Annotated in this window: 21 protein-coding genes and 2 tRNA genes; 9 read left to right on the forward strand and 14 right to left on the reverse strand. The window is 57.5% G+C overall.

Annotated elements, in window-relative coordinates; translation table 11 throughout:
* Positions 1-45: 45 nt before the first annotated feature.
* The 4 genes from QP909_RS08855 to QP909_RS08870 all read right to left on the reverse strand — a co-directional run bounded on the left by QP909_RS08855 (position 46) and on the right by QP909_RS08870 (position 5,841).
* A complete protein-coding gene (locus QP909_RS08855; RefSeq protein WP_284766971.1) occupies positions 46-558 on the reverse strand; it encodes a DUF4233 domain-containing protein in 513 nt (170 codons plus the stop codon).
* Complete coding sequence (gene folC, locus QP909_RS08860; RefSeq protein WP_284766972.1) at positions 555-2,090, reverse strand: bifunctional tetrahydrofolate synthase/dihydrofolate synthase; 1,536 nt, start codon at positions 2,088-2,090, stop codon at positions 555-557. The genes QP909_RS08855 and folC overlap by 4 nt, the downstream gene beginning before the upstream one ends.
* Positions 2,090-4,810, reverse strand: coding sequence for a valine--tRNA ligase (locus tag QP909_RS08865; protein WP_284766973.1), 2,721 nt, complete (start codon positions 4,808-4,810; stop codon positions 2,090-2,092). Before QP909_RS08865 ends, folC begins: the two co-directional genes overlap by 1 nt.
* 80 nt (positions 4,811-4,890) lie before the next feature.
* Entirely contained in the window at positions 4,891-5,841 is a 951-nt protein-coding gene (locus QP909_RS08870) for a malate dehydrogenase (RefSeq protein ID WP_284766974.1), read from the reverse strand.
* A gap of 370 nt (positions 5,842-6,211) precedes the next feature.
* On the opposite strand from QP909_RS08870, the gene QP909_RS08875 reads away from it, so the two are divergent.
* Complete coding sequence (locus tag QP909_RS08875; protein ID WP_284766975.1) at positions 6,212-6,976, forward strand: TetR/AcrR family transcriptional regulator; 765 nt, start codon at positions 6,212-6,214, stop codon at positions 6,974-6,976.
* Between the two features lie 69 nt (positions 6,977-7,045).
* On the opposite strand, the gene clpX is transcribed toward QP909_RS08875, so the two are convergent.
* Positions 7,046-8,341 carry an ATP-dependent Clp protease ATP-binding subunit ClpX gene (gene clpX, locus QP909_RS08880; protein WP_284766976.1) on the reverse strand — a complete coding sequence of 432 codons (1,296 nt, stop codon included), beginning with the start codon at positions 8,339-8,341 and terminating at the stop codon, positions 7,046-7,048.
* A gap of 227 nt (positions 8,342-8,568) precedes the next feature.
* Between clpX and fabG the strand changes: the two genes are divergently transcribed.
* Complete coding sequence (gene fabG, locus QP909_RS08885; protein WP_284766977.1) at positions 8,569-9,336, forward strand: 3-oxoacyl-ACP reductase FabG; 768 nt, start codon at positions 8,569-8,571, stop codon at positions 9,334-9,336.
* A 96-nt stretch (positions 9,337-9,432) separates the two neighbouring features.
* On the opposite strand, the gene QP909_RS08890 is transcribed toward fabG, so the two are convergent.
* The 6 genes from QP909_RS08890 to QP909_RS08915 all read right to left on the reverse strand — a co-directional run bounded on the left by QP909_RS08890 (position 9,433) and on the right by QP909_RS08915 (position 14,745).
* A complete protein-coding gene (locus tag QP909_RS08890) occupies positions 9,433-9,687 on the reverse strand; it encodes a hypothetical protein (protein ID WP_049377223.1) in 255 nt (84 codons plus the stop codon).
* A gap of 164 nt (positions 9,688-9,851) precedes the next feature.
* Entirely contained in the window at positions 9,852-10,142 is a 291-nt protein-coding gene (locus QP909_RS08895) for a hypothetical protein (RefSeq protein ID WP_049377224.1), read from the reverse strand.
* A gap of 3 nt (positions 10,143-10,145) precedes the next feature.
* A complete protein-coding gene (locus QP909_RS08900; protein WP_049377284.1) occupies positions 10,146-11,444 on the reverse strand; it encodes an inorganic phosphate transporter in 1,299 nt (432 codons plus the stop codon).
* A gap of 318 nt (positions 11,445-11,762) precedes the next feature.
* A complete protein-coding gene (locus tag QP909_RS08905) occupies positions 11,763-13,265 on the reverse strand; it encodes a peptide MFS transporter (RefSeq protein ID WP_284766978.1) in 1,503 nt (500 codons plus the stop codon).
* Positions 13,266-13,501: 236 nt separating this feature from the next.
* Entirely contained in the window at positions 13,502-14,125 is a 624-nt protein-coding gene (locus tag QP909_RS08910) for an ATP-dependent Clp protease proteolytic subunit (RefSeq protein ID WP_005324052.1), read from the reverse strand.
* Positions 14,126-14,145: 20 nt separating this feature from the next.
* Complete coding sequence (locus QP909_RS08915; protein ID WP_049377226.1) at positions 14,146-14,745, reverse strand: ATP-dependent Clp protease proteolytic subunit; 600 nt, start codon at positions 14,743-14,745, stop codon at positions 14,146-14,148.
* A 138-nt stretch (positions 14,746-14,883) separates the two neighbouring features.
* Between QP909_RS08915 and QP909_RS08920 the strand changes: the two genes are divergently transcribed.
* The 6 genes from QP909_RS08920 to QP909_RS08945 all read left to right on the forward strand — a co-directional run bounded on the left by QP909_RS08920 (position 14,884) and on the right by QP909_RS08945 (position 20,348).
* Positions 14,884-15,564, forward strand: a complete 681-nt coding sequence (locus tag QP909_RS08920; RefSeq protein WP_005324050.1) for a metal-dependent transcriptional regulator — start codon at positions 14,884-14,886, stop codon at positions 15,562-15,564.
* Between the two features lie 115 nt (positions 15,565-15,679).
* Positions 15,680-16,147, forward strand: coding sequence for a class Ib ribonucleoside-diphosphate reductase assembly flavoprotein NrdI (gene nrdI, locus QP909_RS08925; protein ID WP_005324049.1), 468 nt, complete (start codon positions 15,680-15,682; stop codon positions 16,145-16,147).
* A gap of 50 nt (positions 16,148-16,197) precedes the next feature.
* Complete coding sequence (gene nrdE, locus QP909_RS08930; protein WP_005324048.1) at positions 16,198-18,393, forward strand: class 1b ribonucleoside-diphosphate reductase subunit alpha; 2,196 nt, start codon at positions 16,198-16,200, stop codon at positions 18,391-18,393.
* 52 nt (positions 18,394-18,445) lie between these two features.
* Positions 18,446-19,471, forward strand: a complete 1,026-nt coding sequence (gene nrdF, locus QP909_RS08935) for a class 1b ribonucleoside-diphosphate reductase subunit beta (protein WP_023020918.1) — start codon at positions 18,446-18,448, stop codon at positions 19,469-19,471.
* Positions 19,472-19,556: 85 nt separating this feature from the next.
* A complete protein-coding gene (locus QP909_RS08940; protein WP_162837278.1) occupies positions 19,557-19,727 on the forward strand; it encodes a hypothetical protein in 171 nt (56 codons plus the stop codon).
* A 39-nt stretch (positions 19,728-19,766) separates the two neighbouring features.
* The gene (locus QP909_RS08945; protein ID WP_005324045.1) at positions 19,767-20,348 is read left to right on the forward strand and encodes an NADPH-dependent FMN reductase; all 582 of its coding nucleotides are present in this window, start codon (positions 19,767-19,769) and stop codon (positions 20,346-20,348) included.
* Between the two features lie 178 nt (positions 20,349-20,526).
* Here QP909_RS08945 and tig read toward each other — a convergent pair whose 3' ends face one another.
* The 3 genes from tig to QP909_RS08960 all read right to left on the reverse strand — a co-directional run bounded on the left by tig (position 20,527) and on the right by QP909_RS08960 (position 23,008).
* Positions 20,527-21,885: a trigger factor gene (gene tig, locus QP909_RS08950; RefSeq protein ID WP_198491945.1), complete on the reverse strand. Its 1,359-nt coding sequence runs from the start codon at positions 21,883-21,885 to the stop codon at positions 20,527-20,529.
* Between the two features lie 90 nt (positions 21,886-21,975).
* Positions 21,976-22,049, reverse strand: a tRNA-Pro gene (locus QP909_RS08955).
* Between the two features lie 134 nt (positions 22,050-22,183).
* Positions 22,184-23,008, reverse strand: coding sequence for a DUF1542 domain-containing protein (locus tag QP909_RS08960; RefSeq protein WP_284766979.1), 825 nt, complete (start codon positions 23,006-23,008; stop codon positions 22,184-22,186).
* Between the two features lie 121 nt (positions 23,009-23,129).
* On the opposite strand from QP909_RS08960, the gene QP909_RS08965 reads away from it, so the two are divergent.
* A tRNA-Gly gene (locus tag QP909_RS08965) sits at positions 23,130-23,204 on the forward strand.
* The last annotated feature ends 131 nt before the right edge of the window (positions 23,205-23,335 follow it).

Consider the following 23,335-nt stretch of genomic DNA (forward strand, 5'->3'; position numbering starts at 1 on the left):
TCTATCGCGTCTTGCCCACTCGCCGAAGGCGTCAAGGCTACCGTGCTATTTCTCGTTGAGGTGCTGCGTGGTGAGGTAACCACGCTTCATGCGGGCGATGAGGTTGCTGCGCAGGTAGACGGCCAACAGCCACTCCATGCCAAAGATGATGAAGATGGCGGCCACGGCCCAGTGGACCATAAAGCCCACAATGACGCACAACAGCTGCGCCCATACGATGACAGACAGCGCCCACTTCTTATTCATGAACGCGATCATCACGAGGTGGAATACCACTGCGGCGATGACAAAGCCGTAGTTGAAGGGGGTCCACAAGGTGCCGTCATACAGCTTGTACAGCATCGGCAGTGCGAAGGATAGGGCGAGCGCCTCCATGGTCAGGGAGCTGGCAATGACCATCCCGTTGAAGCTTTTAAGTGGGTCCTTGACTGGGGCTTGGCCCATGCCGAGGGGTCCGATCTCACTTTCAGGGATATGTTCCTCGTGGCCGCGGGCGCGGCTGCTGCGGGGCGGGCGGGGTTGGCGCTCTCCGCCTGGGTGGTGATTGTCGCGGCTCATGCAGGTTCCTTTCCAAACATCGCGCGGGCATCACCAGCGGTGACGACCGAGCCGGTGATGATGATGCCGGAGCCGGATTGGACCTCGGCGTCCTCGGCAAGCTCCACGGCCTGGGCATAGGCGCCCGGCAGGTTATCGGCTACGTGCACGCGCTCTTCGCCAAAGATATCGCGGGCGGTCTCTGCCAAGTCGTAGGCATCGAGGGCGCGCGGCGAGGAGTTTTGGGTGATGACTACCTCGGTGAGGTAAGGCTCTAGTGCGGTGAGGATGCCGGTGGAATCCTTATCCGCGAAGATGGACAGCACACCGATGAGGCGGGCGAAGTCGAAATCGCGGTCCAATGCAGCACCTAGGGCCTTGGCGCCATGTGGATTATGGGCGGCGTCAATAAACGTCGTCGGCGACGTGCGCACGCGCTCTAGACGGCCAGGAGAAATTGCCTGCGCGAAGCCATTGCGCACGGTCGCAACATCCAGCGGGTGGCCGGCCGAGGCGCCGAAGAATGCCTCCACCGCAGCAAGAGCCACGGCGGCATTCTTGGCTTGGTGCTCGCCATGCAAGGGCAGGAAAATATCCTCGTACAGGCCGCCAAGGCCCTGGATAGTGACCTGTTGGCCACCGACGGCGATGCGAGACTCGAGGGCAGCGAACTCAGAGCCGGAGCGGGCGACGCCCGCCTCCACGTCCACGGCCTGCTGCAGGATAACCCGCATTGCTTCCGGATCCTGCTCGGCGATGACCACGATGTTTTCATTCGGGGTCAACGGGTCATCAGCATCCTCGCGCGGCTTGATAATGCCGGCCTTTTCACCGGCAATCTCTGCGAGGGTATCGCCCAAGTAGTCCGTGTGGTCCAAGCCCACCGGGGTAATAACGGAGACATCCGCGTTGACCACGTTGGTGGCATCCCACCGGCCGCCGAGGCCGACTTCAACGACGGCGACGTCCACGGGGGCGTCGGCAAACGCGGCATAGGACAAGCCAACGAGAACCTCGAACTTGGACATGGGGACGTCCGACTGGGCATCGACCATCTCCACAAAGGGCTTGATCTCGTGCCAGATGCGCACATAATCGCGCGGATGGATGGGCTGGCCATCGATGCCGATGCGTTCGGTGACGCGCTGCAGGTGCGGGCTGGTGACAAGGCCGACGCGGCGGTGGAAGGCGCGCAGGAGCGAATCCACCATGCGCGCGGTAGAGGACTTGCCGTTGGTGCCGGCAATGTGGATGACGTCGAAGGAACGCTCAGGATGGCCGAGCAGATCCATGAGCATCTCGATGCGATCGAGGGAAGGCTCAATCTTGGTCTCGGGCCAGCGCTCATTGAGCTCTTCTTCTACCTCCGCGAGGGCGCGCAGCTCTTCGGCCGACACCTCTTGTGGTGCGGCCTCGTTGTACTCGTCCTCGCTGCCCATGCCCAAGTTGAGCGTCAGGCCGGACTCGGTGATTTCCACCGGGCCACCGTCGGTGCCTTCTTTGAGGGCATCGACGATTTCGAAGTCCTCTGTCTCCTTGTCCTTGTCCGCCACTACTTCAGGCCCTCCAAACGGCTGGTGATACGATCGACCTCTTCGCGGGCGACCTGCTGGCGCTCCTTGATCTTATTGACCACTTCTTCCGGCGCCTTGGACAAGAAGTTCTCGTTGCCCAGCTTCTTGCCGGTCTGCTCCAGTTCCTTATTGGCCTTGGCCAGGTCCTTCTCCAGACGTTTGCGCTCGGCTTCTACGTCCACCGCGCCGTGGGTATCCAGGGTGACCTCCACGGTGGCCTGGGAAAGGCGCACCTCGATGGAGGCGGAAGGATCGAAATCCTCGCCCGGGGCGGTGGTATTGGCCAGATTGCGCACCAGTTCCTCTTGGCCGGCGAGATCCGCTGCGGCAAAGTCAAGGCGGCCCGGCACCTTCTGGGAAGGCTTTACGCCCTGGTCCGAGCGGAAGCGGCGCAGCTCGGTGATGAGCTTATCGGCGTCCTCGATGCGGCGGGCGGCCACCTCATCCTTGGTGGCGCCACCATTGGTATCGGCAACGGTAGGCCACGGTGCAATGACGATGGACTCGCCGCCGGTCAGTGCCTTCCAGAGCACCTCGGTGACGAAAGGCATGGTCGGGTGCAGCAAGCGCAGGACGACATCGAGCACGCGGCCCAATACGATCTGGGTATTGCGGCCCTGCTCGCTTACACCATCGCGCGGGATCTGGGTCTTAGCAATCTCCAAGTACCAGTCACACAGCTCGTCCCAGGTGAAGTGGTAGAGCAGCTCGTTGGCCTTGGCAAACTGGAAGTCATCCAGGTAGGCATCCACCTTGGCGCGAACCTCTTCGGCGCGGTCAAGGATCCACCGGTCGGCGTCGCTAAGCTCCTCGCGGTTCGGCAGCGCAGCCACACCCGCGCCATTCATGAGCGCGAACTTGGTGGCGTTGAACAACTTGGTGGCAAAGTTGCGGGCGGCCGCAGCGGCGTCGGATCCCAGCGGCAAGTCGACGCCCGGGTTAGCGCCGCGCGCCAGGGTAAAGCGCAGGGCGTCCGCACCGTAATCGCGTACCCAATCCATCGGGTCAATGCCGTTGCCCAAGGACTTGGACATCTTGCGGCCCTGCTCATCGCGGACCAGGCCGTGCAGGTAGAGATCCTTGAACGGCACCTGCGGGCGGCCATCGGTGCCCTCACCCAAAAGCTCCGGGGTGTGGGTGCCGGCAAAGGTGCCGAACATCATCATGCGGGCCACCCAGAAGAACAAGATGTCGTAGGCGGTGACCAGCACGTTGGTGGGATAGAACTTCTCTAGATCCGGGGTCTTTTCTGGCCAGCCCAGGGTGGAAAATGGCCACAGCGCGGAGGAGAACCAGGTATCCAGCACGTCCGGATCCTGCTCGTATCCTGCCGGCGGCTCCTCATCAGGGCCGACACAGACGATGTCTCGCTGGCCGTCCTCGCCTTCTGGTCCATACCAGATAGGAATGCGGTGGCCCCACCACAGCTGGCGGGAGATGCACCAATCGTGCATGTCATCGACCCACTCGAAGTAGCGCGGCTCGAGCGACTGCGGGTGCAGGATGGTATCGCCCTCACGCACGGCGTCGCCAGAGGCCTTGGCCATCTTGGCTACGTCCACAAACCACTGCAGGGACAGGCGCGGCTCGATGGGCTCGCCGGAGCGCTCCGAGTGGCCCACAGAGTGGACGTACGGGCGGATTTCCTTGACGATGCGGCCCTGCTCGCGCAGCGCCTCCCGGATCTCCACGCGTGCTTCCTCGCGGGTCAGGCCGTCGAAGCGGGTGCCGGTATTGGCAATGTGGCCGGTGGTATCGATGACCGTGGGCATCTCCAGGTTGTGGCGGGTGCCCATTGCGTAGTCATTCGGGTCGTGCGCCGGGGTGATCTTCACCGCGCCGGTACCGAATTCCATGTCCACGTAATCATCGGCGATGATCTTGAGCGTCAGGTCATCGCGGAACGGGTGCGGCAGCTCTTTGCCCACCAAGTCCGCGTAGCGCTCATCGTCTGGGTGAACGGCAATGGCAACGTCACCTAACATCGTCTCCACACGGGTAGTGGCCACGATGAGGTGCGGTTCATCGTCGTTCAGCGAGCCATAGCGGATGGAGACCAGCTCGCCCTCGACGTCCTTGTACACCACCTCGATATCGGAGACGGCGGTCTCTAGCACCGGCGACCAGTTCACCAGGCGGTTGGCCTGGTAGATCATGCCCTCATCGTAGAGGTTCTTAAAGATGGTCTGGACGGCGCGGGAGAGGCCATCATCCAAGGTGAAACGCTCGCGGGACCAGTCCACGGAGTCACCGATGGCGCGCATCTGGTTCTGGATGGTGCCGCCGTACTGCTCCTTCCACTCCCAGACCTTGTCAATGAATTCTTCGCGCTCATAGTCCCAGCGCTTTTTGCCCTCGGTCTCCTTGAGCTTGGCCTCGACCTTGGTCTGGGTGGCAATGCCGGCGTGATCGGCACCGGGCAGCCACAGGGTGGCGTAGCCCTGCATGCGCTTGCGGCGGATAATGGAATCAATCAGCGTGTGGTCCAGGGCGTGGCCCATGTGCAGCTGGCCGGTCACATTTGGCGGCGGCAGCACGATGGAATAAGGCTCGGCCTCCGAATTCGCATCCGGGGTGAAGTAGCCCTTTTCTACCCAGCCCTCATAGAGGTCCTTCTCTACGGCCTGCGGCTCCCAGGACTTAGGCAGCGCATCGGCGCGGTTGGTACCAACTAATTGCTCATTATTTTGCTCAGTCACCTGGCCGATTCTACCTTGCACGTCAACCGGCTCAGCCAGGCAGGGTGCGCACCGAGTATGAGGTGCGCACCGAGCAGGTTCTAGAGCAGGTCCGCCACGGCCTTGCGCTCCTCACGCAGCTCGGCCACGGAGGCCTCGATGCGCTCCTTTTGGAACTCAGTGAGCTCGAGTCCCTGCACGATCTCCCACTGGCCATTACGGCTGACTGTGGGGAATCCGCAGATAAGACCCTTGTCGACGCCGTAGGATCCGTCCGATGGCACCGCCGCGGTGCGCCACTCCTCGGTGCCATGAATCCAGTCATGCATGTGGTCCACGGCTGCCGACGCCGCCGAAGCAGCCGAGGAGCTGCCGCGAACCTCAATAATCTCCGCACCGCGCTTGGCCACCTTGGGGATCATTTCCTCGCGGTACCAGTCCTGGTCCACCTCGGCGTTGGAGTAGGTGATATCCGGGAACTGGCTAGCAGAATGGTTGCCCCAGACCGCCACCTTGGTGAAATCGGTAGTGGACTTTCCGGTCTTCAGTGCTAGCTGGCTCAGGGTGCGGTTGTGGTCCAAGCGCATCAAAGCGTTGAACTGGGAATCATCCAAATCCGGCGCATTATTCGCAGCGATGAGGGCATTGGTATTAGCCGGGTTACCCACTACGAGCACGCGGACATCGCGCGCGGCGTAGTCATTGATGGCCTTGCCCTGCTTGGTGAAGATGGCGCCATTAGCCTCCAGCAGGTCGGCGCGCTCCATTCCCTTGCTGCGCGGGCGAGCACCTACAAGAAAGGCGGCGGAGGTGTTCTCGAAGGCTTCTTTGAGATCATCAGTAACCGTAATGGAGTTAACCAACGGCAGGGCGGAGTCATTGAGCTCCATGGCTACGCCTTGGGCCTTGTCCACCGCAGCGGGAATTTCCAGCAATGCTAGGTCTACCGGGGTGTCTTTTCCGTACACATCGCCGGCAGCGATGCGCCACAGCAGCGAATACGCGATGTTGCCGGCGGCGCCGGTGACAGTGATCTTGACGGGCTGAGTCATGATGTAAAGCCTCCTCAATGGCTGCGACATGGGCGGCACACGCGAGCCAGATTGCTCGCACCGCCACGGAATGTAATCCACCACCGAGCTTAGCCCCACCGCCAGCATCCGCGCTGTGAATCTGGCCCCCTCTTTTGGAGGGAAAATCTAGGACACTTGCGTTAAAATACCCCCATTTACCTCCAAATTAGCGCCCCCAATGGGCCAGAAACTCCCGCACGGGGTGATTAATCGGGCATGATGGGAAAAGGAAATGCGGGATACTCCCCCGCGCTGCACACCCAGAATGCAGAGGGATTGCCTACTCCCGCACTATTAGACATCAGTTCACCGCGCCACCGCCGCGCCGCAAGGATTAAGGACTTACGCAATGAGCACTGAGAATACTGACCCACTGCAGGCTGCAGAACAGGCGGATTCTCCTCACGCTGCCCACGCGGAATCCGTCAGCATTGACTCCGTGGTGGACGTTGCGATCAAGCAGTTTTCCCGTTTCGGCTTTACAGAAACCAAGCTAGAGACCATCGCCCAAGAATCCGGCATGTCCAAGCGCATGATTCACTACCACTTTGGCGATAAGAAGGGCTTGTACCTGCGTGCGCTGAGCACCGCCGCGCAGCGCCTCAATCCGCCTGAGGATGCCCTGGAAATCGATACCGCAGTTCCGGTCGAAGGCGTGCGCAAGTTGGTGGATTGGCTTTTCCGCGAGCGCGTAGCCAACCCGGAGGCCATCCGCATGCTGGTATGGGAAACTAACCAGCAGATTGTGGACCCAGCACAGCAGGCTATTGCCGACGTCGCCGGGGTGGCCCTCCACCTTGACCGCTTGCTGCTCTTGGGCCAAGACGCCGGCGCCTTCCGCCCGGGCATTTCCGCCAATGACATCTTCACCCTGATTTCCTCGTTGACGGTCTACCGCGTGACCAACCAGGTGATGGTGGAAAACATGCTGGGTGTGAACTTCAATACCCAAGAAAATATCGATGGCATGCATAGGCTCACCGTCGATGCTGTGCTGGCTTTTTTGACCGCCAATATTCCGGACTCTGGCCACGAGTCTTACCTCACCTCGTCCTCGTTCGATACAGAGGAAGGCGACGAGGCCTCCCCGCAGGATATCTACAACGAGGAGTAATAGCGCGGGCCTTCCGGTCCACGCCCTACCCTGCCACAGCCCGCCAGTAGGCGCTGTGGCAGCTAAGGCCTAGGCAGATTCTTTTGCCTCATCCGTATAGCTAAACTGCGGATCCGCTCCCTCGGTCACGCACTCCGGCGTGATGTGCACCGTGGCAATATCCTCGCGGTCCGGCAGGTCGTACATGACCGGGACTAAAAGCTCTTCCATGATGGCGCGCAGGCCACGCGCACCCGTCTTGCGCTCCAAGGCGAGCTCCGCGATGGCGTCTAATGCCGCCGGCTCGATGTCCAATTCGCAGTCATCCATCTCGAAGAGGCGGCTGTACTGCTTAACCAGGGAGTTCTTGGGCTCGGTGAGCACCTTGACCAAAGATTTACGGTCCAGGTTATCCACCGTGGCCACGACCGGCAGGCGGCCGATGAACTCTGGGATAAGACCGAACTTCACCAGATCCTCGGGGCGTACCTGGGAGAAGAGGTCAACCTTTTCGCGCTCGTCCTTGGTATCCAAGTTGGCGCCGAAACCCACGCCCTTCCTGCCCACGCGATCCGCAATGACCTGATCCAAGCCCGCGAATGCGCCGGCAACAATGAACAAGATATTGGAGGTATCCAGCTGGATAAACTCCTGATTCGGGTGCTTGCGGCCACCTTGCGGCGGGATGGCCGCCACGGTACCTTCTAGGATCTTCAGCAGCGCCTGCTGCACGCCCTCACCGGAGACATCGCGGGTAATGGACGGGTTCTCGGACTTGCGGGAAATCTTGTCCACCTCATCGACGTAGATGATGCCGCGCTGGGCACGCTCCACGTCAAAATCCGCGGCTTGCAGCAGCTTCAGAAGGATATTTTCCACGTCTTCACCCACGTAGCCGGCCTCGGTGAGGCTGGTGGCATCGGCGATGGCAAAGGGGACATCGAGAAGCCGGGCCAAGGTCTGCGCTAGGTAGGTCTTACCGGAACCGGTGGGGCCCAACATCAAGATATTGGACTTAGAAATCTCCACCTCATCGCCCTCGGCCTTCTTGCGGCGGGCCTCCAATGCGGCCGACTCTTCGGCCTTGATGCGCTTGTAGTGGTTATACACTGCCACAGACAAGACGCGCTTGGCCTTGTCTTGGCCGATGACGTACTTATCAAGGAAGGCGGAAATCTGCGAGGGCCGAGGCAGGCGCACCTCCGCATCGGAGGATTCCTGCGCCTGCTCTTGGCCCAGTTCCTCTTCGATGATCTCATTGCATAGCTCGATGCACTCATCGCAGATGTAGACACCGCCGCCGGCGATGAGCTTTTTCACCTGCTTCTGACTCTTGCCACAAAAGGAACACTTGAGCAGGTCAGCGCTTTCTTGCATACGTGCCATTAAGTTCTTTCACACTCGCTTTTCGTACCGCTATCCACAGTTGGAAGGACGATTCTACCCTTCCGAGCGGCTTAATCTTCATCTGTTTCTACCTTAGTAAATCAACCCGACAGGCCCTTCATTCATTCCCTCCCGCGTGGCGAATTTCCCAGGCCTTTCCTGCTCCTGCGGCCTAAACTAGAAGGTGAAATCACCCTCATCCCACCCCTTTTAGGAACAGGAGGATCATGTTCGATCTCACAGGCCGGGTAGCCATCGTCACCGGCGGCGCCTCCGGCATTGGCCGCGGCATCGTCGCCTCGCTGCGTGAGGCCGGCGCCACCGTTGTCATCGCCGATATAGACCTCGACCACGCCACCGCTACCGCTAAGGAGTTGGGTGCCAGCGCCATTCGTGTGGACGTCACCGACCGCGCTTCGGTTAAGGACCTGTATCGCCAGGTCACTGCCGAGCACGGCGGCTTCGACATTGTGTGCTCCAATGCCGGGGTCTTTCCCAACTGTCCGCTGGCAGAGATGACCGATGAAAAGTGGGAGGCGATGTTTGCCATCAACACCCACGGCACCTTCAAGGTGGTCCAAGAGGCACTCCCCTACCTCAAGCAACGCCGCTATGGGCGCATCGTCATCACCACATCTATCACCGGCTCACACACGGGCTTTCCGGGTTGGGCCCACTACGGCGCCTCCAAGGCCGCCCAGCAGGGGTTTATGCGTTCAGCCGCGCTGGAAGTGGCCCGCGATGGCATCACCATTAACGGCGTCCTCCCAGGCAATATCCTCACCGAGGGCCTCGCGGCCCAAGGCCAGGAGTACCTCGATCAAATGACGCGGTCAGTACCGCTGCACCGCCTGGGCACCCCGCGCGATATTGGCACTGCGGCAGCCTTCCTGGCCTCGGAAGAGGCAGGCTACATCACCGGCCAAACCCTGGTCATCGATGGCGGCCAGATCCTGCCCGAGACCCCCGAGGCCATACTGCCGCCGCGCGATTAGCCGCGCTTGCCGACGCCCCCATGTACACAAAGCACGAGACCCCTTGCTACACAGTGTGCGGCAAGGGGCCTCGTGGGGATTTCATTCATTTGCTGCTTACTGCAGCCAGTCGAAGTCGAGCAGGAAAAGTTCTGCATCGAGCATCTCAAGTTCATCCGGTGCATGACCGGTAACGGTTTCTAGTGCCTCTGCAACGTCTTTGGTCGTAGCAGGAGTCTTATCAGCGTCAAGCAGGGTTTCTGCCACCAAAGCACGAACTGGAGCTTCCGAAATGGTGTCCAGGCCGGTACCAGTGGTGGAGCTCTTGAACGCATCAGCGATGCCGTCCATCAAAGAACGCATCATGTTCATTTCTCACACCTCCATGTGGCTTTCTCTCTGTTTGATACAGAGGAATATACGCGACATACCCTCGTTAGGCAACCCTTTGGTCGCTTTAAGTTAACCTTTTGTTAACTTAAAGAAAGTGTGTCGCACGCCACATTAGAGGTTTACCCCCAAGGAAGGACAATGACTTAGAGGTCACCAAACGGCGTGAAGCCAAAGTAGTGGTCCAGCGTATCGCGGGCAATCCACATGATGGCCACCAGGATAACTACGGCCAGCACCGCATAGACAGTCCAGCCAAGCACCTTCATCTGAGGGCTTGCAGGGGTATCGCCAACAACGACGCCGTTGTCGTCGCGAATGGGGTCACCGGTCATACACCGCATGCCCAAGGAGAAAAGTAGCGGAATGCCAGCGCCGAAGACCAACGCCAAGCCTGCAACGTGAATGAGGGACTGGAAGATTTCTGCAGCAGTCATGGTTTAGCGCTCCTCTTGAACAGTAGACGGCGCGGAGGCATCCTCCGCATTGGTAGCGGACACTGGTGCGGCGCCGGCAGCAACTGGCTCCTTGCGGTCAGAGCCCGCACCCATGGAAGAATCCACGGACTCGGAGTTTGGTTCCCAGTCGTTGTTGACGTTGGAAGCATCCACCGGGTTCATGCGGGAACGGATGACAATGAGCGCGGCCATTGCCAGCAGCAAGACGAAGTCCACGATGGCACCGGTTGCGACGTTGGTGAAGGAGGAGACGCCGTGTGCCAACCACCAGGTAGCAAAGCCCACGAACGCAGCGCACGGCAAGGTGATGAGCCATGCGGACACCATGCGCATGGCAACACCCCAGCGAACCTCAGCACCGCGGCGCCCCAGGCCGGTACCCAGAATGGAACCGGTGGACACGTGGGTGGTGGACAGTGCCATACCACCGGTAGCAGAGGTGAGGATGATGGCTGCAGAAGTAGCTTCAGCGGCCATGCCCTGTGGGGACTCAATCTCCACCAGACCCTTGCCCAGGGTGCGGATAACGCGCCAGCCGCCGGACAGAGTGCCGGCCGCGATAGCCACAGCACAAGAAACGATAACCCAGGTTGGAATGCGGGCGTCTGCAACCGCATGCCCAGAGGCAACCAGCGCCAGGAAGATAACGCCCATGGTCTTCTGTGCATCGCCAGCGCCGTGCGCCAGGGACACCAGGCACGCAGTGACGATCTGACCGTGGCGGAAGTGCTCGTTCTTAGCCTTATTCGGGATGGTGTTGGTTACCCAGTAGATAAGGAACGTGGCACACGCCGAAACCAGCGCCGCGATGATAGGCGAGGCAACGGCCGGGATAATGATCTTGCCGGCAATGGAGGACCACTCCACGCCAGCCGAGCCCATCGCAGCGAAGGCGGCACCAATAAGGCCACCGAACAAGGCGTGGGAGGAACTGGACGGCATACCCAGCAACCAGGTGAACAGGTTCCAGATGATGCCGCCGATAAGGCCAGTGAAGACGACCATCAACAGTGCCTGGCCGTCGGTATCAGCGGCGGCGCCAGACAGGTCGTAGGAATCAAGGTTAACAATGCCCTTTGCCACGGTCGCAGCAACATTGACCGAAAGGAAGGCACCCACAAGGTTAAGCGCTGCGGAGATGGCTACCGCGGTAAAAGGCTTCAAAGCACCAGTGGCAATGGACGTAGCCATCGCGTTGGCAGTGTCATGAAATCCGTTCGTAAAGTCAAAGGCAAGGGCGGTCACCACCACAATGCCGAGGATAATCAGAGTCGCTGTCACAGCGTTGGCCCCTTGGAAAGAAAAGATGAACACGGTACGCATCTGCGGCGCCTTCACACGTCGCGGACGAAATGCAGATTACTCCTGCACCTATCCGCAGACAATTGCTTTTCTTTAACATTTCCTTTGGTTAACCTTTTGTTAACCTGCTGGGGCTCAGAATCGAGCCCAAGAGAATTCCAAAGGGATAAAATTTCCCCAGCTAATGCCAATTAAATGCCCCCACCTCCCCTGCTTAACCCGAGTGATAAAAACCACTTAGGGAGTTATGCCAACATCACGCCGACATACCTCCCATTTAAGGGTGTTTTACAGCATCTAGCGGAAGGTAGAGAACTTCTTTACCACCCAGCGGCTTAGAACAAGCAGGATGGCACCCAACACGATGGATACAACACCAAGGGAGATGAAGAAGGTATTCTCCGCGCCTGCATCATCCGGGTTATAGAAGCTAGCCAAGGAGCCGGCCAGCGAGGTACCCATAGCCACCGCCATCATCCACACCGCCATCATGCGGGACGGGAATGCCACCGGCGCCACCTTGGTGGCAAGCGCATTGCCCACCGGCGAAAGAAGGAGCTCCGCCATGGTGAAAAGGAAGAGGATGAAAACGATGACAAACATCGGGGTGGAGTTCGCTTCCGCACCCGAGAAAGGAAGGAAGAAGAACAAGGAGATGCCGATGACGATATTGGCTACGCCGAACTTTACTGGGGTGGACCACTGCCTATCCCCTAGCTTCGTCCACATCGTTGCGAAGACAGCGGAGAAAATAACAATAAAGATCGGGTTAATGGACTGTACCAGTGATGGCGGGATTTCCCAGCCAAACATGTGGCGGTCCAGGCGCACATCCGAATAAATCGTCATCACCGTAAACTGCTGCTGGAAGATTCCGAAGAACAAAACACCGGAAATAAACATCGGAATAAACCCCAACAGGCGGTTCTTTTCCTCCCGGGTCACCAACTTCGAGGTATACATCTGTGCCCACAGATAGATTGCTGCAACCAGAGCAACCGTGGTGACAATATTGGACAGCCAATCAACCTGAATAGCGCCGGTAGCCAATGCCACCACCATAACCACGATGATGGCTGCAACTACCACCACACCCATGAGCAATTGCTTCCGGCTAGCCGGGTTTGGAACCTCGTGCCCCGCATCCTTAATGGTGGTCTTGCGCATGAGCGAATACTGGATCAGGCCGAGCGCCATGCCAATTGCTGCAATACCGAAACCCCAATGGAAACCCTGCCAGCCCCACAGCGCGGTGGTGAGCAGCGGACCAACAAGCGCGCCGATATTAACGCCCATATAGAAGATGGAGAAGCCACCATCGCGGCGCGGGTCATCGCGACTGTACATAGCACCAAGCACGACCTGCGCGGTGGTCTTAACACCGCCGGAGCCGATGGCAATAAGGACGAGGCCAATAGCCAAACCAGTTATTTCGGGAACAAATGCCAAAGCAATGTGGCCAAGCATCACCATGCTGGCCGAGTAAAACAGTGTGCGTTCTGCACCCAAGACACGGTCAGCAACAAGAGAAGCCAATAAGCAGGCCATGTAGACCAAGCCACCGTAGGCTCCCACAATAGACGTCGCGTCCGCTCGGTCGAGGCCGAGACCACCATCGGTAGTGGAGTAATACATGTAAAGCAAGACAAGAGCTTGCATGCCATAGAAGCTAAATCGCTCCCACATTTCCACGCCAAAGAGGTTGGCCAAGCCCCATGGGTGGCCAAAGAATGTACGTTCGCCGCTCTGCGGCGTGGGCGTAGCAGCCTGGGCCACCGCGTCAGATGTGTGTTTCTCCATAAAAATATCTGACCACTTGGAGGCCTAAATCACAAATCAGTCATTATAAGTTTAGTGTCGCACGATAGAAATAAACCTAACGACCTGCAGATATTGCGCAGAGAGACTTACCCCATTCGGGTGCAGCAAGAATTACCGGGCATTGCCCCTTCCCTGCCCTACAATGCTGAAAGCCCCTGCCTCACAACCGGAATTCGGTTGAGCGGCAGGGGCTACCTAGAATGAGTTATTCCAAATTAAGCGTTGAGCTTGCGGTAATCAAAGACCGTATCGATGATGCCATATTCAACGGCTTCCTGAGCGGTCAGAATCTTATCGCGATCCGTATCAATGCGGATCTGCTCAGCGGTACGACCGGTGTGCTCAGACAGGGTGGTTTCCATCAGCTTGCGCATGCGCTCAATCTCGGCGGCCTGAATCTCCAGATCAGAAACCTGACCCTGAGTACCCTGAGTTGCCGGCTGGTGAATGAGCACACGGGAGTTAGGTAGCGCGGCACGCTTACCCGGCGCACCCGCAGCCAAGAGCACAGCGGCGGCGGAAGCAGCCTGACCCAGGCACACGGTCTGCACATCGGGACGAACGTAGCGCATGGTGTCATAGATAGCCATCAACGCGGTGAAGGAACCACCGGGCGAGTTGATGTACATGGTGATATCGCGGTCTGGGTCCTGGCTCTCCAGAACCAGCAGCTGGGCCATAATGTCATTTGCGGAAGTGTCATCCACCTGGGTGCCCAAGAAGATAATGCGCTCTTCAAAAAGCTTGGAATATGGATTGGTTTCCTTAGTGCCCTGTGCGGACTGCTCAATGAAGGACGGCAGAACGTAGCGGGAACTTGGCATCTGGGACTGATTCATAGTGATTTTCTCCTTATTCCCTAGTTACTCAGCGGGCCGTTGACGGACTCAATGACGTGGTCAACAATGCCGTAGTCCTTGGCCTGCTGGGCGGTCATCCAACGGTCACGGTCGGAGTCCTTGGTGATCTGCTCAAAGGTCTGTCCGGTGTGCTCGGCAATGAGCTCGGCCATCTCGCGCTTGGTCTGAGCAAATTGCTCAGCCTGAATGGCGATATCCGCAGCGGTACCGCCAACACCGGCAGAAGGCTGGTGCATCATGATGCGTGCGTGCGGCAGCGCGAAGCGCTTGCCCTTGGTGCCGCCGGAAAGCAGGAACTGACCCATGGAGGCAGCCAGGCCCATGCCGTACGTGGCAATATCGCACGGCGAGTACTTCATGGTGTCATAAATAGCCATGCCCGCAGTGACAGAGCCACCCGGGGAGTTGATGTAGAGCGAAATGTCGCGAGTGGGGTCCTCGGCGGACAGCAGGAGGATCTGGGCGCACAGCTTGTTCGCAATCTCATCATCGACCTGGGTTCCCAGGAAGATAATGCGCTCGCGCAACAGGCGCTCGTACACGCTATCGCTCAGATTCATACCCGTAGACGACGAGTTCATTGAAATCTTCTCAGACATTAGTGGTTCTCCTTCAAGTGAAGAATGCTTTAACTGGCCCCACCTTACCGGCATTCCTCTCAAACTTGGCCTCTGTTCGCTATGAGCGTTGGGCCACAGCGCCAAAGGCGCACACGGAAGCTGGGTTAACATTTACTCATGTCTGTTTCCGAGCTGTCCACCAGTACCCAGAACTATTTGAAAGCTATCTGGGGGCTAAAGGAATGGTCATCCGAGCCCGTTACCGCCACGCTTATAGCGAAACAGCTGGGACTCAAGCTCTCCTCGGTTTCCGATGCAGTGCGCAAAATGGCGAAGCAAGGGCTCGTGTCACACACGCCCTATGGCTCTGTGGAGTTAACCGAACTTGGCAGGCAGTACGCATTGGTCATGGTGCGCCGTCACCGATTGCTTGAGTCTTTTTTGGTTCAAGCATTGGGCTACACCTGGGACGAAGTCCATAATGAAGCCGAAAATCTCGAACACGCGGTGTCTGACATGCTCATAGAACGTGTGGATAAGTTCCTTGATTACCCCACTAGGGATCCGCACGGCGATCCTATCCCTACGGTTGATGGACAGATCACCATCCCCAGTGCGCATCGCCTCACCGACAGCGGTGCACAATCGCAGGTGACCGTGGAACGCATTTCTGATTCCGACCCACAACTGCTGAAGTTCCTTGAAGAGCGCGGCATTGTCACTGGGGCTGTTCTTAGCACGCGCGAGGGAGCGCCCTTTTCAGATTCTCTCGAAATACAGGTGGCCGGCGGCACTCAGTGGGTAGTACTTGGACGCCCAGCTACCGACGCAGTGTTTGTAGCACACCACAACCTTTAGACATTCCCCTTTGCATTAATCCTGCTCTCACCTGCCCTTTTCAAAACTACGTTAGACCGTAGTTGCAACTACGGCATTGCGTAGTTAGTCTTTTCGAATATCACCTACCCCACTTATGGCTAAGGCCAGGATGAGCAGGATTGCCATGTCAGACTCACCAGATTTGGTGTACTTTTCCAGCGTTTCAGAGAACACGAAAAGATTCGTCGAACGCTTAGATAGACCCGCGGTGCGCATTCCACTGCGCCCCAAGAAAACCGGGATGATCCAGGTTTCACACCCGTACGTACTCATCGTTCCCACCTACGGCGGCGGCTCGCTCAAACGCGCAGTCCCCAAACAGGTCATCGACTTCCTCAATGACCCAATCAACCGCTCCTTTATCCGGGGCGTTATTACCTCAGGGAATACCAACTTCGGAAGTGCTTACTGCGTCGCCGGACGCATCATTTCCGCCAAGTGCCACGTACCGGAGCTGTATCACTTCGAGCTTCTCGGCACCCAGAAGGACATCGCCGCCGTAAAGCAGGGCCTTCAGAAGTTTTGGGAGCAGCAAAAGCAGCTAACGATGACACCCCATTAATCCCCCACAAGATGAAGAACACATCCGCATCACACAGATTGGAAAACACAATGTGGCCTCTTGATGCCACCCCCACACAGACTATTGGCGCTACGCCCCGCACCGCTTCAGCAGACAATGCCGGCGGTGTCGGCAAGCGCAAGAGCTACCACGCACTCAACGCGCAGCTGAACTTGTTCGACGCTTCTGGAAAAATCCAGTTTGACAAGGACATTCAGGCAGCACAAGACTATGTCACGCACCATGTCGCTCCCCGCATGCATCAGTTCGATTCCACCAAGCAACGCTTGGAATGGTTGGTTGATAACGAGTACTACGAGCGGGATTTCCTTGAGCTTTATGATGACGCCTTTCTGTGCGCCATGTACGACAGAGCACATCGAGTTAAGCATCAGTTCCGCACCTTCCTCGGCGCATTTAAGTTCTTCACTTCATATGCACTGAAAACCTTTGATGGCTCCCGATTCCTAGAAGGCTACGAAGAACGCGTCGCCACCACAGCTTTATACCTTGCACAGGGCGACGAAGAGCTCGCAGAAAAGCTGGTGGATGACATCATGACCGGACGCTTCCAGCCCGCCACCCCTACTTTTCTCAACGCAGGCAAAGCCCAGCGCGGCGAAATGGTCTCCTGCTTCCTCCTGCGAATCGAAGACAATTTGGAGAGCATTGGCCGCTGCGTGAACTCTGCACTGCAACTATCAAAGCGCGGTGGTGGAGTGGCCCTGTTGCTGAGCAATCTGCGCGAATCCGGAGCCCCGATCAAAAAGATTGAGAACCAGGCTTCCGGCGTAGTCCCAGTCATGAAGATTCTCGAAGATAGCTTCAGCTATGCCAACCAATTGGGCTCCCGGCAGGGCGCTGGAGCCGTCTACCTGCATGCGCACCATCCAGATATTCTTCGCTTCCTGGATACCAAGCGGGAAAATGCCGATGAGAAAGTCCGCATCAAGACTCTTTCGCTGGGGGTTGTTATTCCAGATATAACCTTCCGTCTGGCCAAAGAGAACAAGGATATGCATCTTTTTAGCCCGTATGACATCGCTCGCGAGTACGGCGTAGCCATGTCTGACATGTCCATCACCGAGTACTACGACGAGCTGGTTGCCAATCCGCGAATCTCTCACACGACCATTAAGGCCCGCGAGTTTTTCACCACGCTGGCTGAGCTTCAGTTTGAATCCGGATACCCCTACATCCTCTTTGAGGATACGGTCAACCGCGCTAATCCCCTCAAAGGACATATCAATATGTCCAACCTGTGTAGCGAAATCCTCCAGGTCAACACGCCATCGACCTACGGAGCTTCGGGTGACTACACCACCGTTGGCCAGGATATTTCCTGCAATCTAGGTTCGCTCAACATTGCGAAGGCTTTTGAATCGCCGGACTTCGGGGAGACCGTCGAAACCGCAGTGCGTGCCCTCACGAAGGTTTCAGACCTGACGAATATCGAAGCTGTTCCCTCCATCGCTCACGGAAATGCTTCCATGCATGCCATTGGTCTGGGCCAAATGAATCTCCACGGCTTCCTTGCTTCACAGCGTATTCCTTATGGCTGCGCCGAGGCACTGGACTTTACAAATATCTATTTCCTCACGGTGACCTACCATGCGCTCCGCGCATCCCATGCACTCGCGGTTGAAAAAGGTCAACGATTCACAGGCTTCGAAGAATCCACCTATGCCACTGGCGCCTACTTTGACAAATACATCGACCAAGACTGGGCGCCAGCCACTGAACACGTAAAACAGCTCTTCCACGAAGCAGGCGTGCAGATCCCTCAACGCGAGGATTGGCTACGGCTCAAGAATCAAGTGATGCAAGACGGCATCTACAACGCCTACTTGCAGGCAGTTCCACCCACTGGATCAATTTCCTACATCAATGACTCCACCGCGTCCATCCACCCAATTGCCTCCAAAATTGAAATACGCAAGGAAGGCCGCTTGGGGCGCGTGTACTACCCCGCGCCGGAAATGACCAACGACAACCTGGAGTATTTCGATGACTCCTACGCCGTGGGATACGAAAAAATCATCGACACCTACGCCATGGCCACCCAACACGTGGACCAAGGGCTTTCCCTGACCTTGTTCTTTACCGCTGATACCACCACGCGGGACATCAACAAGGCACAAATCTATGCCTGGAAAGCCGGAATCAAGACCCTCTACTACATCCGTTTACGCCAATCCGCGCTCCAAGGAACCGAGGTCGAAGGCTGCGTCTCCTGTGCTTTGTAGGAGCACGGTCCTCCCCCTTGTCCACAACCATTCACTCAGAAAGAAAGAAGCTATGTCGTCAACATCGAATAGTGCTGAACTAACCAGCATTTCAGTTACTCCGCCGAGCTACCGGCATGATCCTTCAGCCCGCATCCGCGCCATCAATTGGAACCGGGTGAGCGATGACAAGGATCTTGAAGTGTGGAACCGTCTAACCGCCAACTTTTGGTTGCCAGAGAAGGTCCCGCTTTCTAATGATCTCCCGGCGTGGCAGAAGATGACACCCGAGGAACGCAACCTCACCATGCGGGTGTTCACGGGACTCACCACCCTGGATACTGTCCAGGCCACCGTGGGTGAAATCTGTCAGATTCAAGATGCCCGCACCGAACACGAGGAGGCCGTGTATACCAACATCGCCTTCATGCAGTCAGTCCATGCCCGTTCATACTCTTCAGTGTTTTCTACCCTGAGCAGTACAAAGGAAATTGATGAAGCATACCGCTGGGCGGTGAATAATGACCTTCTCCAGGCACGCGCTAAGAAAGTTCTCGCGCACTATTTTGGGCCGGATCCACTCAAACGCAAGGTGTCATCGACGTTGCTTTCCTCGCTGCTTCTCTACGCGGGTTTCTATCTTCCCTTGCACTTTTCTGTCCACGCCACCCTGACAAATACGGCAGACATGATCCGCCTCATTCTGCGTGACAAGGCAGTGCACGGCTACTACTCGGGTTACAAATATCAGCGCGGTCTGGAATCCACGACCCCGCTACGGCAGAAGGAGATGCATGATTTCACCATTTCTTTGCTCGAAGAGCTTTATGCACTAGAGCTGGACTATTCCGGCGAGCTATATGAGCCTTTGGGACTCATGGATGATGTAGCCGTGTTCGTTCGCTATAACGCCAATAAGGCACTCATGAATTTGGGCTACCCGGATTATTTCCCGCCCGAAGAAACGGAAGTGAACCCAGAAATCCTCGCGGCCCTAGCCCCCGGAGCAGATGAGAACCATGACTTCTTCTCCGGATCTGGTTCCTCCTATGTCATTGGTACTGCTGAAGAAACGAGTGATGATGACTGGGATTTCTAAACCTTTTCCGCGACCGGACCAAGGAAGCTGGCTTGAGACCATCGCGCTGTTTGAAGCCATCCGCGAAGGAAACCAACCCGCAGCCATGCGGCTGTTGAATACATCCGCCGCACGAGAGGCCGTCCTCGGGGGGCTTCTAGGACTCATCGAACTGTACTTCCGCCATGAAGAAGGAAACAAAGTAGATGGCTTCCTCACCGCCGCCCACGCTGCCGGCCCACCACCGGCCTTTGGCTGCAAGCCTTTTCTCCCTTGACCACGTCTCCCTACACCCAACTAAGAAAGAAGGTTTACCATGACCACCCCACGTATCAGCGTTATCGTCGGCAGCCTGCGCCGAGAGTCATTTGCACGCAAGATTGCACACGAGGTGCTCACGATGATCCCTGAAGGCTACGAGGCAAACATCGTGGAAATCCGTGACTTGCCGCTCTATGACTTCGACTACGATGACCCCGCCGTCACGGACAAGCCCACTCCGGCTGAGTACACCACCTTTCGCGAGACCATCAAGAACTCGAGCGGGATCCTCTTCATTACGCCAGAGAACAACCGCACTATCCCTGCCTGCCTCAAAAACGCAGTGGACATCGGCTCTAAACCCAACTCAGATGTGGCGTGGAAGAACCTTCCCGCAGGTATCATTAGCCACTCTGTAGGCCGCATGGGCGGCTACAGTTCACAGAAGAACCTTCGCCTCGCTCTGTCCTACTTCGACATGCCGCTCCCTGGTCAGCCCGAAGTATTTCTGGGCCAATCCCCCACCCTTTTCGAAGAGTCCGGACATCTCAATCAACGTACCGCAGACTTTGTCAAGGATTACGTTATGCGCTTCCTGCAGTTGACCGACGAGGCCTTTAGAGCCAAGAACGGCTAGCGGTATCCCCAGCCAACACACATCACATCACGCCCTCTTCGAAGTACTCAAAGACTCCTAGAGGGCGTCCACAATGACACAAACCCCGGATTCAGGCTCATCCTTGAGTTACCTGAATCCGGGGTTTCATGCGCGCTCGCCACCACACATGTGGCAGCAGCGCGTTACAAGTGGGAGATTACTTCTCCTCGGAAGCTTCTGCAGCGTCCTCTTCTTCGATTTCACCGAAGTACTGGTCAACGTCTACGTCATTGCCCTCTTCATCCTTGACGGTGGTGCGGCAGATAGCGGCAGCCAGTGCCTTGCCACGGCGCACGTCAGAGAAGAGGTTTGCGATCTGGCCGTTGGACTGCAGCTGCTGGATGAACTGGTTCGGGTCCATGCCGTAGGACTGAGCGGTGAACAGGATGTGGTCGGTCAGCTCCTGCTGGGAAACTTCCGGCTCTTCCTTCTCGGCTACGGCGTCAAGGAACAGCTGGGTGCGGACGGACTCTTCTGCTTGCTCGCGAGTCTGCTTATCAAACTCTTCGCGGGAGGTGCCCTGTGCCTCAAGGAGCTGAGCCAGTGCCTTCTCATCGTGAGCCAGCTGGCCCAGGATCTGGTGCAGCTGGGAGTGAGCCTGCTCGTCCACTACGGACTGCGGGAGTTCGAATTCAACCTCGGACAGTGCGGACTTCAGAACCTCATCGCGGATCTGTGCAGCCTGCTCAGCCTTCTTGGTCTCCTCCACCTGGGTCTTGGTGGATTCACGCAGCTCGTCCATGGTGTCGAACTCAGAAGCCATCTGAGCGAACTCATCGTCCATAGCCGGCAGCTTGCGCTCCTTGGACTGCTGGACATGGACCTTGATGGTGGCCTCTTCGTCCTTGTGCTCACCGGACTGGATGGTGGAGGTGAACTCGTTATCTTCACCGGTCTTCATGCCGCGCAGGGCGGTATCCAGACCCTTGATAAGGTCATCGTCGCCAATGCGGTAGGACAGGCCCTCGGTGGAAGCGTCTTCGATCTTCTCGCCGTCAATTTCAGCGGTGATGTCGATGATGGCGTAGTCGCCGGTCTTCATCTTGCGCTTGGTGTCCTTGAGCTCACCAAAGCGCTCTGCCAGCTCCTCCAGAGCCTTGTCGACGTCCTCTTCGTCAGACTTTAGGGCTGGGACGGTAACGGAGATCTTGGAGAAGTCCGGAATCTCAAACTCAGGGCGGATATCAACCTCTGCGGTGAACTCCACGAAGTCCTTGTCCTCGATCTTGGAAATGTCAACGTCCGGCTGGCCGATGACCTTCAGATCGTTTTCCTTGACTGCCTGCTCGTAGCGGGAAGGCAGCATGTCATTGACAACCTGCTCCAGGATGGGGCCGCGGCCGAAGCGAGCATCAATAAGCTGGCGCGGTGCCTTGCCCTTACGGAAACCTGGAATAGAAACCTGCTGCGCGATTGCCGCGTAAGCTTGATCGATTTCCTGGTCCAGCTCCGCAAACGGAACGTTGACGGTGAGCTTAACGCGGGTATCGCTCAGCTTGTCTACGGTGGTCTTCACGAGTGAATCTCCCTGGCTTCATTGTTTTACGTACATAAACTTAAAGGGGGTCCGGAAATCCTTATTAGGGCATTTCCAGACCCCCATACGTCGGGGCGACAGGATTTGAACCTGCGACCCCCTGCTCCCAAAGCAGGTGCGCTACCAAACTGCGCCACGCCCCGTATGTAGGCCACCAAGTTGCCTTGGCTGCGTTGCATACCTGAGACAGTGTACCGTGTCCGTTTTAAATCTCCTAAACGGACCCCCACCTAATGGAATCAACGCAGCACAGAGGCCACTTTTGACAGCCATGCGGCTAGAAATCGAAATCAAACATTCCGTCAAAGAATCCGCCGCCATCACCATCGCCAAGGCCATCAAACAGGCCGCCGCCGTCATCGCCGCCGCCCATGTCACCGGCGCCGCCAGCATCGCCAGCGTCACCACCCATGTCGCCAGCATCGCCCATGCCTTCACCGCCACCCCAGTCGCCGCTTTCAGCAGCGGCCGCGGAATAGCCAATGCCAGACATACCGGAGAATAGGGCATTAAACATCATGGAGTAGCCCACCATCCACACGCCGGTCTGCAAAGCATCCGCCCACCACGGACGGGAATACCAACCCGCCGGAACCGGACGGCCGGCCACGGTTCCGCCTGGGTAGTAGTTCGGGGTATCCGCGGAGGCGTACGGCGAAGCAGTGATCTGCTGGCCATTCGCTTCCACCGTGCGCTTTTCCGTCACCTTGCCGGCGGCGCGCTGCCCCTCGAGCGGTGGCAGCTCTGGGCCCGGGTTCATGCCCATAATCTCGCGCGCGGCATTCACATAATGCATGCCTTCCAAAGCGGACTCACGCGCTAGGTTCGCCTGCTTTGCGGTGGTGGCGCGTGAAATCGCCGAGTTAGCTGCCGTGAAACGCTCGGACGCATCGGCCATTGCCTGTTGGGAGGCAGAGTCTGTGCCTGAAATCTGCATTACTTGGCCACCCAGGCGTTCAATCCACCGGCGAGCGTCAGCTTGTGCATCAGCCAATTGCTGCGCTTCTCGTTCCTCGCGGCGTTTTTGGGAGTTGCGCGAAGACATAAACCACGCGCCTCCGCCCACTGCCAGCACAAGGAGCAAAATTTCCACTACGATCATCGCTTTCTATTGGTAGGGCCATTCCTCTTATAACAACGGCTCAAGCGCCACCCTAGTTCCCTATTTTCATTTTTGCCCCCGCGTGCGCTAAAGTATGGCGCAGCGTTCAATAGCGCGCTGTGGGAATGTCGTATAGTGGCTAATACCTCAGCCTTCCAAGCTGAAGACGCGGGTTCGATTCCCGTCATTCCCTCCATTTTTCGCCCATCGTTCAGGTGGGCGATTTTTCGTTTTCCACTTACTCCAGTCCGGCCTAAACGACAGAATGTGTTGTTTTGCGGCGTGTCGGGCTAAACGACATTTTGTGTTGGTGGGGTTTAGCGCATG

Source organism: Corynebacterium sp. MSK195, from assembly GCF_030228885.1.
Lineage (GTDB): Bacteria > Actinomycetota > Actinomycetes > Mycobacteriales > Mycobacteriaceae > Corynebacterium.

Bases quoted from the DNA above. Each gene is read 5' to 3' on its own strand.
- QP909_RS08890 (WP_049377223.1), bottom strand. From the start codon at position 9,687: ATGAACATGATGCGTTCTTTGATGGACGGCATCGCTGATGCGTTCAAG.
- QP909_RS08920 (WP_005324050.1), top strand. From the start codon at position 14,884: ATGTCTGTTTCCGAGCTGTCCACCAGTACCCAGAACTATTTGAAAGCT.
- QP909_RS08940 (WP_162837278.1), top strand. From the start codon at position 19,557: ATGCGGCTGTTGAATACATCCGCCGCACGAGAGGCCGTCCTCGGGGGG.
- clpX (WP_284766976.1), bottom strand. From the start codon at position 8,341: ATGGCACGTATGCAAGAAAGCGCTGACCTGCTCAAGTGTTCCTTTTGT.
- QP909_RS08905 (WP_284766978.1), bottom strand. From the start codon at position 13,265: ATGGAGAAACACACATCTGACGCGGTGGCCCAGGCTGCTACGCCCACG.
- QP909_RS08910 (WP_005324052.1), bottom strand. From the start codon at position 14,125: ATGAATCAGTCCCAGATGCCAAGTTCCCGCTACGTTCTGCCGTCCTTC.
- QP909_RS08895 (WP_049377224.1), bottom strand. From the start codon at position 10,142: ATGACTGCTGCAGAAATCTTCCAGTCCCTCATTCACGTTGCAGGCTTG.
- QP909_RS08960 (WP_284766979.1), bottom strand. From the start codon at position 23,008: ATGATCGTAGTGGAAATTTTGCTCCTTGTGCTGGCAGTGGGCGGAGGC.
- nrdI (WP_005324049.1), top strand. From the start codon at position 15,680: ATGGCTAAGGCCAGGATGAGCAGGATTGCCATGTCAGACTCACCAGAT.
- QP909_RS08915 (WP_049377226.1), bottom strand. From the start codon at position 14,745: ATGTCTGAGAAGATTTCAATGAACTCGTCGTCTACGGGTATGAATCTG.
- nrdF (WP_023020918.1), top strand. From the start codon at position 18,446: ATGTCGTCAACATCGAATAGTGCTGAACTAACCAGCATTTCAGTTACT.
- QP909_RS08945 (WP_005324045.1), top strand. From the start codon at position 19,767: ATGACCACCCCACGTATCAGCGTTATCGTCGGCAGCCTGCGCCGAGAG.
- QP909_RS08855 (WP_284766971.1), bottom strand. From the start codon at position 558: ATGAGCCGCGACAATCACCACCCAGGCGGAGAGCGCCAACCCCGCCCG.
- QP909_RS08875 (WP_284766975.1), top strand. From the start codon at position 6,212: ATGAGCACTGAGAATACTGACCCACTGCAGGCTGCAGAACAGGCGGAT.
- nrdE (WP_005324048.1), top strand. From the start codon at position 16,198: ATGTGGCCTCTTGATGCCACCCCCACACAGACTATTGGCGCTACGCCC.
- fabG (WP_284766977.1), top strand. From the start codon at position 8,569: ATGTTCGATCTCACAGGCCGGGTAGCCATCGTCACCGGCGGCGCCTCC.
- QP909_RS08870 (WP_284766974.1), bottom strand. From the start codon at position 5,841: ATGACTCAGCCCGTCAAGATCACTGTCACCGGCGCCGCCGGCAACATC.